Origin of the sequence: Halalkalibacter sp. AB-rgal2, from assembly GCF_041821005.1 — a bacterium.
Classification (GTDB): domain Bacteria; phylum Bacillota; class Bacilli; order Bacillales; family Bacillaceae_D; genus Halalkalibacter.
In genome coordinates, this window is sequence record NZ_JBGUAV010000033.1 from 15,696 (window position 1) to 29,681 (window position 13,986).

Annotated in this window: 10 protein-coding genes; all 10 read left to right on the forward strand. The window is 39.4% G+C overall.

Annotation, left to right across the window (positions count from 1 at the left end; genetic code table 11):
- The first annotated feature begins 199 nt into the window (after nucleotides 1–199).
- The 10 genes from sigW (at nucleotide 200) to ACERJO_RS18955 (ending at nucleotide 13,983) form a co-directional block, all read left to right on the forward strand.
- Nucleotides 200–763, forward strand: a complete 564-nt coding sequence (gene sigW, locus ACERJO_RS18910; protein ID WP_247107403.1) for an RNA polymerase sigma factor SigW — start codon at nucleotides 200–202, stop codon at nucleotides 761–763.
- 16 nt (nucleotides 764–779) lie between these two features.
- Nucleotides 780–1,406, forward strand: a complete 627-nt coding sequence (locus ACERJO_RS18915) for a zf-HC2 domain-containing protein (RefSeq protein WP_373648519.1) — start codon at nucleotides 780–782, stop codon at nucleotides 1,404–1,406.
- 282 nt (nucleotides 1,407–1,688) lie between these two features.
- Nucleotides 1,689–2,534: a diadenylate cyclase CdaA gene (gene cdaA, locus ACERJO_RS18920; protein ID WP_373648520.1), complete on the forward strand. Its 846-nt coding sequence runs from the start codon at nucleotides 1,689–1,691 to the stop codon at nucleotides 2,532–2,534.
- Nucleotides 2,527–3,762 carry a CdaR family protein gene (locus tag ACERJO_RS18925; protein ID WP_247107400.1) on the forward strand — a complete coding sequence of 412 codons (1,236 nt, stop codon included), beginning with the start codon at nucleotides 2,527–2,529 and terminating at the stop codon, nucleotides 3,760–3,762. Before cdaA ends, ACERJO_RS18925 begins: the two co-directional genes overlap by 8 nt.
- 26 nt (nucleotides 3,763–3,788) lie before the next feature.
- Complete coding sequence (gene glmM, locus ACERJO_RS18930; protein WP_373648521.1) at nucleotides 3,789–5,135, forward strand: phosphoglucosamine mutase; 1,347 nt, start codon at nucleotides 3,789–3,791, stop codon at nucleotides 5,133–5,135.
- Between the two features lie 449 nt (nucleotides 5,136–5,584).
- A complete protein-coding gene (gene glmS / locus ACERJO_RS18935; protein WP_373648535.1) occupies nucleotides 5,585–7,384 on the forward strand; it encodes a glutamine--fructose-6-phosphate transaminase (isomerizing) in 1,800 nt (599 codons plus the stop codon).
- Nucleotides 7,385–7,551: 167 nt separating this feature from the next.
- Nucleotides 7,552–8,373, forward strand: a complete 822-nt coding sequence (locus tag ACERJO_RS18940; RefSeq protein ID WP_373648522.1) for a TnsA endonuclease N-terminal domain-containing protein — start codon at nucleotides 7,552–7,554, stop codon at nucleotides 8,371–8,373.
- The gene (locus ACERJO_RS18945; protein WP_373648523.1) at nucleotides 8,370–10,517 is read left to right on the forward strand and encodes a Mu transposase C-terminal domain-containing protein; all 2,148 of its coding nucleotides are present in this window, start codon (nucleotides 8,370–8,372) and stop codon (nucleotides 10,515–10,517) included. The genes ACERJO_RS18940 and ACERJO_RS18945 overlap by 4 nt, the downstream gene beginning before the upstream one ends.
- On the forward strand, nucleotides 10,510–12,114 hold the full coding sequence (locus tag ACERJO_RS18950; protein WP_373648524.1) for an ATP-binding protein: 1,605 nt from the start codon (nucleotides 10,510–10,512) through the stop codon (nucleotides 12,112–12,114). Before ACERJO_RS18945 ends, ACERJO_RS18950 begins: the two co-directional genes overlap by 8 nt.
- 9 nt (nucleotides 12,115–12,123) lie before the next feature.
- Nucleotides 12,124–13,983 (forward strand): TnsD family Tn7-like transposition protein, encoded by a 1,860-nt coding sequence (locus tag ACERJO_RS18955; RefSeq protein ID WP_373648525.1) that lies wholly within the window; start codon nucleotides 12,124–12,126, stop codon nucleotides 13,981–13,983.
- Nucleotides 13,984–13,986 lie beyond the last annotated feature (3 nt).

A 13,986-nucleotide genomic window follows, 5' to 3' on the forward strand; every position in this document is an offset into this window, starting at 1 on the left:
AATATACTCTCCTCCCTCCAAAAATTTACTCTATTAGAAAGAAGAACCCCTTTTAGAGCTATAGAGTGAACATGACAGGAAAAAAGAAGGAAATCCTAACCTAAATACTGTTATTTTATGATATTATTAAAAAGATTGAAACCTTGATGAAGGTTGATGCGTATATGATGTCAGAACCGTTTAGGTAGGGATATGAGAGATGGAGAGTACAATTAAACGATTAATTGGGGAAGTGAGAAAAGGCGATCAAGAGGCATTTGCTGAAATTGTTGAGCTATATAAAGATAAAGTCTATCAAATCTGTTATCGCATGCTCGGCAATGTTCATGAAGCACAAGATGTCGCTCAAGAAGCATTTTTGCGTGCCTATACAAATATCGATCGCTATGATATAAATAGAAAGTTCTCGACATGGCTTTTTCGAATTGCGACGAATGTATCGATCGATCGCTTGCGGAAAAAGAAGCCAGACTTTCACTTGCAGGATGAAGTGAAGGGGACAGATGGCGTGACGTTTGAATCACAGCTAGCTGCAGATGAGGAGCTGCCTGAGGATCAAGTCGTAACAAGGGAACTGCAGGATTGGGTTCAGAATGAAATTAATCAATTACCGATCAAATACCGAACCGCTATCATATTGAAGTACATTGAAGACCTCTCTATAAATGAGATAAGCGAAATATTAGATATGCCGCCTGCCACTGTGAAAACAAGAGTTCATAGAGGGAGAGAGGCGTTACGTAAGAGAATGCGCCACATGTAGAAAGGGGGGCCTTTGGATGACATGCGAAAAGCAATATGACAAGTTGATACAAGCGTACCTTGATGAAGAAATAACGAGTGAAGAACGAAAGCGGCTTAATGAGCATTTGGCTGAGTGTGAAGAGTGTAGAAGACGGGTTCAAGAGTTGAAGAAGACGATCGCCTTTGTCCAAAGTTCTTCGCATATTGCAGCGCCGTCTAACTTTACAAGCGCGGTTATGAACCAGTTACCAGAACGAAAGCAAACGTCAAAGTGGAAGCAGTGGACACGGAGGCATCCTGTCATCGTTGCGGCGGCTGTGTTTTTTTTACTTATGGCGATGAGCTTATCAACGATGTGGAACGATGAGAATGAATTAGTCGTTCGAGGCTCTTCACAGCTCTCCATAAATCAGGAAAATGGTGTGGTCATTGTACCTGAGGGAGAAGTCATAGAAGGAGATTTAACGATTCAAAATGGAAAGCTGCAAATAGATGGTGAAATTCAAGGCAATGTTCTACTCATTAATAGTGAAACGTACTACGCTTCTGCCGGTCATGTGTCCGGTGATATCCATGAGGTCGACCAAGCACTTGAATGGATTTGGTATCATACGAAGAAGTTCTTTAAAGATGTTATAGCTATTACAAATGGTGAAAAGTAAGGCAACCCTACAATAACGAGGCCACCGAAAAAGTTAAAATTAGACTAGCAATGGCTTCACTCGTTGCTCGCCTGATACGAGAAAACAACTCGTATCAGGCTTCTTAAAATAGGCAGTGGTTTCGCTCATTGCTTAAAGGGTATCGAAAAAGTTAAAAAGCAAACTGTTTCAGTGCCCTTTGTAGCTTGTGGAGACTTATCTATGTTATTTAGAACAGCAAATGTAATTAGTAGGCGAAGTCGGAACGTTTTGTGATATAATGGACAGCAGTTGATTTCACGTATGTTTGGAGGCCGAGCCGTGTTTTCTGCATTAGGGGATATTCGTTTGCTCAACTATGTTGGTCAAATTGTAGATATATTACTTGTGACATTTGTAATTTATAAATTAATTATGCTTATACGTGGGACAAAGGCTGTTCAATTATTGAAGGGGATCACGGTCATTTTGCTCGTTTGGTTCCTGAGTCGTTTCTTTGGTCTGCGTACGCTAGAGTTTATTATGAATCAAACGGTTATTTATGGACTGTTAGCGATTATTATTATTTTCCAGCCTGAATTAAGGCGTGCGCTTGAGCAACTGGGGCGTGGCCGTTTCTTCTCAAGTCGTATTATTCCGGAGCATGACGCGACGAAGCAATCGATTGATGCGATTGTGAAGGCTACAGTGTATATGGCGAAACGTCGTATCGGAGCACTTATATCCATCGAGCGCGAAACAGGAATGAATGACTACGTTGAAACCGGTATAAAAATGAACGCGCATTTATCTTCCGAATTGTTAATTAATACATTCATTCCGAATACACCATTACATGACGGAGCTGTTGTGTTAAAAGGAGATTCCATCTTAGCGGCAGCTTGTTACTTACCATTGTCGGAGAATCCATTTATTTCAAAGGAGCTTGGTACACGTCATCGTGCGGCACTAGGTGTCAGTGAAGTAACTGATTGTATTACGATTATTGTGTCCGAGGAGACAGGTTCAATATCATTGACGAAAAATGGTGAGCTGCATCGCGATATTGATGAACCGCAACTGCGTGAGTTATTAGAACAGGAACTATTAGAAGAAGGGAAACCTACAACCGCTTCACGCTGGCAGTGGGGAGGGAAGAAAGATGGATAAGCTATTTAATAATCATTGGTTTGTCAAAATGATTGCTTTTTTTATTGCGTTAATGCTGTTTACAATGGTGAACATAGATGATATGACAAATCAGGCAGGGTTACTTCCAACGAATCAAGCAACGTATACATTGGAAGAGGTTGAGTTATCTGTCTTATACAATGATGAGGTATATGAATTGATCGATTACCATGAGCATGTACAAGTGACGCTAAAGGGTCCGCAAACATCGATAACGTTATTTCAGTTAGCAAGAGGCTCGTATGAAGTCATTGCTGATGTATCAGATCGTGGTGAAGGGGCTCATACTGTAAGTATAGAGCACAGAGGGTTCCCAAGTGATTTATCGGTTACGGTTGATCCTCAATATGTTCGGGTGGAATTACAGGAGAAGCAAACCGTATCCTTGCCTGTTCAAGTGGAATTTATGAATGAGGATGACGTAGTAGAAGGATATTCTTTAGGGACGCCCATTGTTTCTCCTGTGAATATCGAAGTGACAGCAGCAAGGGATCAAGTTTCCCAAGTGAAGCATGCACGAGCGTATATTGATGTGAGTGAGGCTGATCAAACGATTGAAGATGCAGCTCCTGTCCAATTGTATGATGAGAATGGCAACGAGCTCGATCTAGAAGTAGAGCCAGCTGTTGTCGATATTACAGTGCCAGTTACGAGCCCAAACCGAACCGTGCCGACACGGGTCACTCGAGTCGGTGATTTGCCTGAAGGTATGAGTATTGATGAGCTAGAAATTGAACCTGAAGAGGTGACGATCTACGGACCGCTAGAAGTCATTGATAACATTAACGTCATTAGTGTTGGTGAGCTAGATTTAAGTGACTTAGACGAGAGTCAAACGATTGAGATGACGATCCCATTACCAAATGGGGTAGAGAGTGTTTCGCCAGAGATTGCCACGGTCGAAGTGAGTATTGCTGAAGAGGAAACCGAGGAGTTTGAGAATATTTCGATTGATTTAATCGGTGGCAGTGATGAGGATGAAGTGACTTTTATGGATGATATCGAACCTTCGACGACGGTCATCGCGCAAGGAGCAGCTGATCTATTGGAAAGAATGACGGCTGACGATATACAAGCGTTTGTTGATGTCAGTCAATTATCTCGAGGTGAGCATGATGTTGACATTCAAATTAATGGACCACCGCATATTCGTTTTCAGATAATGGACGAAACAATTCCAGTTCAAATACAACTCAAATCTGAGTGATGATTTTTTGAAGGAGAGAATAATTAATGGGTAAATATTTTGGTACAGATGGTGTAAGAGGTGTAGCGAATAGTGAGTTGACACCGGAGCTTGCTTTTAAATTAGGGCGTATGGGTGGATATGTGTTAACAAAAGCAGAGGATAAGCCTCGTGTGATCATTGGGCGCGACACACGTATTTCTGGGGAAATGTTGGAAAGTGCACTAGTCGCGGGCCTCCTTTCCATTGGTGCTGAAGTGATGCGTTTAGGAGTCATTTCGACTCCTGGTGTTGCATATTTAACGAAGGCACTAAGTGCGAGTGCAGGAGTGATGATCTCTGCTTCACATAACCCTGTTCCTGATAATGGGATTAAGTTCTTTGGACCAGATGGCTTCAAGCTTTTGGATCAACAAGAGGAAGAAATTGAACATTTACTTGATCAAGAGGATGGCTTGCCTCGCCCTGTTGGTGGAAGTCTCGGTCAAACGACGGATTATTTTGAAGGAAGCCAGAAATATTTACAGTTCTTAAAGCAAACGGTTCAAGAGGATTTCACCGGAATTCATGTTGCGCTTGATTGTGCGAATGGCGCGGCTTCATCACTAGCCTCGCATTTATTCGCTGACTTAGAAGCGGACCTTTCGACAATGGGAGCAAGCCCAAATGGCATTAACATTAATGAAGGCTGTGGTTCAACTCATCCAGAAGCATTAGCACAATTTGTCTTAGAGAAGGAAGCTCACATTGGTCTTGCCTTTGATGGAGATGCTGATCGCCTTATTGCTGTAGATGAAAAAGGTCAGATCGTTGATGGCGATAAAATTATGTACATATGCGCAAAATATATGAAGGCTCAAGGCTGGTTAAACCACGGTACGGTTGTCTCAACAGTGATGAGTAATCTTGGCTTCTATAAAGGATTAGAGGAAATCGGAATTGAAGCGAAGCAAACGGCTGTTGGGGATCGTTACGTAATGGAGGAAATGCGTAAAGGTGGCTATAACCTCGGTGGTGAGCAATCAGGACATATTATCTTCTTAGATCATATTACGACAGGTGACGGGCTGTTGACGGCTGTGCAGTTAGTGAATATTATGAAAGCAACTGGAAAAAAGCTGTCAGAATTAGCGGGGGAAATGGAAACCTTCCCACAAGAGCTCGTTAATATTCGAGTATCTGATAAGAATGGTTTAATGGACAATGAAGAAGTACGTAAAGTAATTGAACAAGTAGAAGAAGAAATGGGTGGCGAAGGTCGTGTGCTCGTTCGTCCATCTGGAACAGAGCCGCTTGTTCGGGTCATGGTAGAAGCAAAGACAGAAGAGCTTTGCGCAAGCTATGTGAATCAAATTGCTGAGGTTGTAAAAGAAGAGCTTGGACTAGACGAATAGTTTGTTATGATGCATAAGCTGCACCAATTGGTGAGCTTATGCATATTTTTATAGAGAATAGTGGTTTAGAAGATAAATAATCGATGGAAGAAGACATAAGAAGGTCGTTGTAGATCATCTGGAAAGTTGGTTGATTGGTTATTGACGTGTAGAAGGCAATAAGGTATGATGTTCCGTGAGTCAAGAATAGAAAGGTGGATCGTAAGGTTCGGAACGAAAAGCGCCAGGACTACACGAGGGAATGTGTAGTTGACGAGGAGAGGGTTTATCGATTGTTCGGCGGATGCCCTCCGGTTGTAGCATGACAGCCGCCAAGCTTCTGTAAAAAACATAGAGGTAACTCTATGGACAAAATCAGAAGCAACATGCCTTCTAAAAAAACAAAAAGAGAGTGGGGGCAAGTGTGCCCTCAAGAGCAGCTTGCCTTCACAATAGGAGGTAGCTACAACATGTGTGGAATTGTTGGTTATATCGGAAATGAAGAAGCGAAGGAAATCTTATTACGTGGCTTAGAGAAACTGGAGTATCGCGGTTATGATTCAGCGGGGATTGCTTTGCGCAACGACGAAGGTGTGCAAGTTTATAAGGAAAAGGGTCGCATTGCAACGCTACGCGATGCGGTTGACCAATCAGCGCAAGGAACGGTAGGAATTGGTCATACACGTTGGGCAACTCACGGTGTACCGAGCAAGTTGAATGCTCACCCACATCAGAGTGAGACGTCACGTTTTACCCTTGTACACAATGGAGTGATCGAGAATTATGAACAGCTTAAGCGAGACTATTTAGAGGTTGAACTGCAAAGTGATACGGATACAGAGGTGATCGTTCATCTCGTGGAACACTTTGTTGCACAAAATCAACAAGTCGAGGAAGCGTTCCGTACGACATTATCACTATTAAAAGGATCCTATGCGATTGCTTTGCTAGACAAAGAGGATGCAGACGTTGTTTATGTCGGAAAGAATAAGAGTCCGCTCCTTATTGGTGTCAGTGATCATGCGAACGTGGTTGCATCAGATGCGATGGCGATGCTACAAGTAACCGATCAATTCGTTGAGATTATGGATGAAGAAATAGTCCTCGTTCGACGTGATGAAGTGACGATTAAGACGTTAGATGGCACAGTAGTGACTCGTTCTCCGTATACAGCGGAATTAGATGCGAGTGACATTGAAAAAGGGACGTACCCTCACTTCATGTTAAAGGAAATTGACGAGCAGCCATTTGTTATTCGTAATATTATCCAAAAATACCAAAACGAAGATGGAACTGTTCGACTTGATGACAACATTCGTCAAGCGATGAGCGAAGCCGATCGTATTTATATTATTGCAGCTGGAACGAGTTATCATGCTGGATTAGTAGGAAAGCAGTTAATCGAACGAATTGCCCAACGTCCAGTAGAAGTGCATATTGCGAGTGAATTTCTTTATAACATGCCACTTCTTTCCGAAAACCCACTCTTTATTTTCATTTCACAAAGTGGAGAAACAGCAGACCTACGCGGTGTGCTTGTTGAAATCAAAGAAAAAGGCTATCAAGCCCTAACGATTACGAATGTACCAGGCTCAACGCTCTCGCGTGAAGCTGACTTCACCCTTCATACGTATGCCGGTCCAGAAATTGCCGTTGCATCAACGAAGGCATATACAGCACAAATGGCTGTTCTGACACTACTTGCAGTCGATACGGCACGAGCAAGAGGCGTTGAGCTCCCATTTGATCCATTGCAGGAGCTAGCAATTGTCGCCAATGCAATGGAAACATTATGCGGTCAAAAAGATCAGCTTGAGCAAATCGCAAGTGATTACTTGCTCACAACGCCAAACTGCTTCTTCATCGGACGCGCAGCTGATTACTTTGTGTGCTTAGAAGGAGCATTGAAGCTGAAAGAAATCTCTTATATTCAGGCAGAAGGCTTCGCCGGTGGAGAGTTAAAGCACGGAACGATTGCTCTTATTGAAGATGGTACACCAGTTGTCGCGGTAGCTACTCAAGCGCACGTCAATTTAAGCATCCGTGGTAACGTGAAAGAGGTCGCTGCACGCGGAGCGAAACCTTGCATTATTAGCATGGAAGGCTTAGACCAAGAAGGAGACGCTTTTGTCCTACCAAGCGTACACCCAATGCTCTCGGCACTGGCAACTGTCATTCCGTTACAGCTCATTTCTTACTATGCCGCTCTACATCGCGGTTGTGATGTTGATAAGCCGAGGAACTTAGCGAAGAGTGTGACTGTGGAGTAGGGTTTGTGTGGATTGTCATCAAATTGTGTTGAATGATAATAAAGTTGTTTAAATCATAATAAAGTCGTTTAAAAAATAATAAAGTTGTTTAAAAACTGTCAGCATGGGAAGACTTACTCAAACAAAGCCCCTGCTGGCAGTTTTTTTGTATAGAAAAGAGGTTATGTATGGCTAAAAGAAAATATAGTTGGACAGAAGCTAAAATTGCTCGCTTTATCAAAGAAGGAAGAGGTCAAGGAGAACTTTCTAATTATAAGCCGTGGCTAACCACATATGATGTTCCATCAGAGGGGAGGACGCATCGCATACCAGGTTTAAAGAATGAAAGAATACATCATCTTCTTTCAGATTTAGAAAGAAATTATTTTTATTTGTCCGAATGGTCTGATCAAGTAATTGACATTCGAGAACAATTCCCTCTTAATCGTGAAATTACAACAGCCATTGCAGAAAGAGTAGGGATAAAACACCCCGAAGATTCTACATCAAAGACCCCTCTTGTAATGACAACAGACTTTTATATTACTGCAAGAATTGATAATGAAGTCATTAACTTAGCAAGAACAATCAAACCCTCAAAAGAGCTTAATTCATCTAGAGTTATTGAAAAATTTGAAATTGAACGAGTGTATTGGGAAGAAAAGAATATTGACTGGGGAATCGTCACGGAGAAAGAACTACACAAGGAAGCCATAGATAATATAGTGTGGCTACGCTCATCGAAGAAACTATCAGAAGATATAAATCCTACTTTAATAGAGTTATTGATGAATAGTCTTTTAAAAGAGCCGAGGACAATAATTGACGGATTGAATGAGTTTGACGCGACGTATCAATTAACTGGTGGAACAGCGTTGTCCATCTTAAAACATTTGATTGCCCAAAAAAGGTTCAAGGTTGATTTAACTAAGAAAATTGATTTAGAAAAATTAAATATCGACTTTACTTCAATGTCAGAGAGTTCAACAACAGAGAGGTGGGGAACGTGAATTTTTTTGTTAATGAGCTATTAAGAGATTCTCAAACTGATAAGCAATTTCGCATTCTATGGGTCGATGAGGGAAATATCATTGCCTATTTAATAGATATAGAGGATACCAAAGCATTACCTTTTAAAAGGACGATTTCAGAAATCAAAGATGAGGTTATTCAAGAATTGCTTATAAAAATTCGAAAAGAGCCGTTTGCTTTTCCTGATATAGATGAAGTTTCCGAAAAGTATTTATTATTGCGAAATCAATCATGGGAAGTTATTGAAGAAATGATTAAAGATGAACCCGCTATTTTTGAGAAAAAACCACGGTCGAATCATATTAATAAAGCTATTAAAGTCCACGGCGTTACTTATCCAGCTGTTCGAAAGTATTTAAGGAAGTACTGGCAAAGAGGCAAAACGATTAATGCACTTTTACCAGACTATAAGAATTCTGGTGCAAAAGGAGTGACAAGGGAAGCTGGGGACAAGAAGCGAGGCCGACCAAGAAAGCATTTCTCTACTGGTATAAATGTGGACGATTCAACAAAAAAAATCTTTAGAGTTGCCCTTGAGAAGTATTACTTAACTTCAAAGCAAAATCAACTCACAGATGCTTATAAAATGATGATTAAAGAATTTTATGCAAAAGACATTTATTTTGATGATGGCATTCAGAAAGTCATTATAGAAGATAAGGAAAAGATCCCTACATTAGTTCAATTCCGTTATTGGTATAACAAGGAATATAACATTGTTGAATCAACGATTGCTAGAAAAGGACAAAAAAAGTTTAACAAAGATTATAGAGCGATATTAAATACATCAAATTCAGAGGTAAATGGACCTGGTTCACGTTATCAAATTGATGCCACGATTGGAGATGTATACCTAATATCAAAATTTAATCCGAATTGGGTTATCGGTAGACCAATTATATATTTAGTAATGGACGTTTTTAGTCGTATGGTTGTTGGAATGTACATTGGTTTGGAAGGTCCCTCGTGGTTAGGGGGGATGATGGCAATAGCTAATACAGTTTCAAATAAGGAAAAGTTTTGTGCTGAGTACGGTATTACCATCAATAGAGAAGAATGGCCAAGTGAACATTTACCCGAGACGCTTTTAGCAGACCGCGGAGAATTTGAAGGGTATAATGTGGAACGATTAATTGATGCATTCGGTCTTCATGTAGAGAATACAGCCCCATATCGAGCTGATTGGAAAGGGATTGTGGAGAAACACTTTGATCTAATACAAAAAAAGGTTAAACCTTTCTTACCAGGCTATGTCGATAAGGATTTTCAGCAAAGAGGAGCCAGGGATTACAGGTTAGATGCAGTTTTAACACTTGATGATTTTACAAAAATCATAATTAAGCAAATCCTACATTATAACCAAAAGCATTATTTAAGTGGTTATGTTAGAGAAGAAGAAATGGTTCGAGATGATGTAACTCCTGTTCCTTTAGAGATTTGGAATTGGGGCATGAAAAATAGGACAGGTAAATTAAAATATTTCCCTGAAGACACAGTAAAAATAGCTCTTATGAAAAGGGAGATGGCTACTGTTACTCATAAAGGAATTAACTATAAAGGTATCTTCTACAGTTGTGATAGAGCAATTCAGGAGTCATGGTTTGAAACAGCACGTCAAAAAGGGACGTGGAAGATAAAAGTAGCTTTTGACCCTAGATGTATGGATAACGTTTATATTGTAGATTCTGATCCAACTTTATATGAGGTTTGTACGTTACTCCCTATTTCACAGCGATTTAAAAGTTCAGGTTTGGACGAGATAATTTATCTACAAGAGCAAGAGAAGCATTCGAAAGTTAATGTTAATCACCAACAATTGCAAAAAGATATAGATTACATTTCGGAAGTAGAAGCCATTGTAAAAGAGGCTGTAAAAAAGAGAAAAGTTGAAGAGGATACTAGTTTAAGTAAGGCTGAGAAAGTAGGAGCAATCAAAGAGTATAGAAAGCATGAAAAAGACGAAACTCGAAAAGCGGAAGCTTTAAAATCAGAAAAAGAGAGGCCTTCAACCAAAGCAGGTGAAGTAGTGTATTTAGAACAATCACCAGAAAATGGAGAAACATATGCTAGGCCAAACATAAGGGATTTCTTAGGAAGGAGAAAAGAGAACAAAGATGAGTAGTATTGAAGACAAGTTGTCTAGTGCTGAGGTAGCTGAATATAAGCATCAAGTAGTGATTGATTATCAAGGAAATCCTTTAATAGAAGCACTTCCCCCTATCCTTTCTCCAGAAGAAGCTTACGAAGCTATGAGTACGGAGTTTGACTATCAAGAAGGAGAACGGCTTTTACCATCACATTATCGCTATCATTCTATTTCAAGAATAGCTCGTTTCTTTCAGCCGGTCATGCAACATATTGATTTAGAACAAAGGTTCTCTAGGCTGTTAAGACAAGGATATGTTAGTAGAAATCCAAACTCACCTGAATTCAAAAATCAATTATCATCAGCCCATCATACATTACAAGGGCGACCTAATACTAATCATATGTGGTCCACTGCATCAAGTTTTACGTTAATGGGTTTCTCTGGTATTGGTAAAACGACAGCCATTGGTAGGGTGTTAGAACAATACCCTAAACTTATCATCCATAAGCATCCACTAAATATTACTCAAGTCGTGTGGCTAAAGTTAAATTGCCCTCATGACGGCTCTTTAAAATCATTATGCATGGATTTCTTTTTGAAGCTGGATGAACTATTAGGTACCAATTATTACGAACGTTTTGGTTCTAGAAGAAATTCAATTAGCTCTATGGTGACAAGAATGGGCCAGATAGCACGTATTCATTGTGTTGGTGCATTAATTATTGATGAAATTCAACATTTACTTACGACGCGTGATAATAACTCAGAAAAAATGATGAATTTCTTGGTCACGCTTGTGAATGAAATTGGTGTCCCAGTGATGATGATTGGAACGATGAGAGCAAAAAGTATCCTACAAAAAGATTTTCGTCAGGCCCGAAGAGGAAGCGGACAAGGTGATATGGTATGGCAGCAAATGAAAAAAGATGATGATTGGGACTTATTAATTGAGAGCATGTGGAGATATCAATGGATTCAGAATGAAACCCCATTAACAGACGAGTTAAACCAAGTTTTATATGAAGAAAGTCAAGGCATTGTTGATATCGCAGTTAAGCTATTTGCATTATCTCAGGGCAGGGCAATTGAAACAGGTGTAGAGAAAATAACGCCAGCTCTTATCAAAAAAGTTGCAATAGATGATTTGAAGCTCGTTCAACCTATGTTAAAGGCATTAAAAAATGGACAGTTATCAGATTTGGAACGATACGAAGATATAATGCCAATGGATATTGAGACGCATTTACAGCACCATCAGTCCAAAATTGACCTTAGAGCTACTATTCAGAAGAAAAAAGCAGAGCAAGAACAGAAGCGTCAAAATGTAGAGGTTTCAAAGTTACAAAAGTTATTAACAACTTTAATAAGTCTTGACGTAAATGCAAATGTTGCTGAAAAGGCAGCAACTAAAGCAATCAAAGAAGCCGGTGATGTGGCACACACTGAATTGATGCAGCGGGCGTTGACCATTATTGAGGAACTGAATACACCAAAAAAGCAGGATAAACCGGTTCAAATAAGTGTTTTAAAAGACATCATAGGAAAAGGTCAAAAGAAAAAACAATCGGCTTATGAATCATTAAGTGATACAGGGTATATCAAATATCCCTTTAATGATTTTGCTTTGTAGGAGGACAAAATGATTACCTACTTTCCGACACTATATGAAGATGAATTGTTATACAGTTGGTTTGCCCGTTATCATCTTCACTCTTCTAATATAAGCCCTAAACAAACAATGAGAGACCTCTATGGCGTTTCAAATATGGTGGCTGTTCCAGATTTACCAACTGGGTTAGCCAAAATACACGACAAAATACAGCATTTTGGTGTGCCTAACGTACAAAGTTGGATTGAAAATCATACATTTTATCGATACTACACGTCTTTTCTTCCAAAAAGTAAGAAAAATCAGGTGTATTCTGCAATGGCACAGGGAATGAGTTCTAAATCGATTCATATGTCTACTGGTGTAATGGCAAGTTCTATAAAAGATATAGCATATTTTCGCTTATGTCAAAGTTGCATTCGAGAAGATTTAGAAAATAAGGGAGAAACCTATTGGAGGCTAGCCCATCAATTACCGGGTGTATTTGTTTGTTGTAAACACAGTGAGATGTTAGTTAGTTCAGACGTTCCTTTTCGAGGGGATAATAAACATCAATTTTCAGGTGTCAATCTCACTAATTATTTTCCATTAGTAAACAAAACAATAAATCCAAAAACAGAGTACTTCCTCAACCTATTGGCTATACAGAGCTTAGAACTAATAAATAAAGATTTTCAATTTACGTTGAAAGGCATTCAGGCTGGGTATCGGTATTTACTTCAGAAACAATCGTTTGCGAATTTTAAAGGAACTGTTGACCAAGAAAAATTAGCGAAACAATTTATTTTATATTATGGCCATGAGTTTTTAGAATTGGTCCAATCGAAAGTCGAACCATCAGATGAGTCATGTTGGCTTAAAAGTATTACTAGAAAACATCGAAAAGCATTTCATCCAATAAGACATCTATTATTTATCAATTTCGTTGGAGAAACAATAAATAGCTTTTATCAATTTTCTAATGAGAAATTTCTTCCGTTTGGAGAAAGTCCTTATTACTGTTTAAACTCAGCAGCTGAACATTATCAAAAACGTGTCATCTCATCGGTCGCGATAACAATATGTACAGATACTAGAAGACCAGTAGGAACTTTTGAGTGTTCATGTGGCTTTATCTATTCTCGACGTGGTCCTGATGTTGATAGTGAAGATACGTTTAAGATTGGGCGAGTGAAACAGTTTGGACAACTATGGTTTGATAAATTGCAAGAATTAGTGTCGCAAGGTCTAAGTAATTACGACATATCAAGAAAGTTAAATTGTGATATTGGAACCGTAAAAAAGTATAGAAATCAAAAGCAAATTGTTCAGTGTACTGACTGTAATAAAGAGACACAACAAGCAACTGACTATCGGAAGGTTTGGTTAACGCTTATAGAAACACATCCAAACAAATCCGTAACTCAACTTAGAAATTCAAACAATAATGCATATTCATGGCTCTATCGTAATGACAAGAAGTGGTTACAGGAACATTCTCCTAAACTAAAAAGAACTTCCCCAGCTGTAAAAGTAAACTGGAATGATAGAGATGAAGATATTTTAAGCGAGGTAAAGGCAGCGATTGCTCTGTTAAAGAATAGAGAAAAGCCTGTTTTTATAAATAGAAGTCAAGTGGGAAAGAGCATTGGTCAGCTTGGAATTATCGAGAAGCATTTAAATAAGTTTCCTAAAACGAAAGCTTATCTGGATATCCATTTGGAATCAAGAGAATCGTTTCAATTAAGAAGGGTGAAATGGGCTTGTCAGGAGCTGTTAATAAGAAATGAGTGCATTGTTGAGTGGAAAATAGCCCGTCTAGCGGGTTTAAAGCAGATGAATGAGGAGTTTAAACTAACAATACAAAAACAAGCATTATTGCAGCAAGAATCCTTGTATAAGAGGAAGTGATAG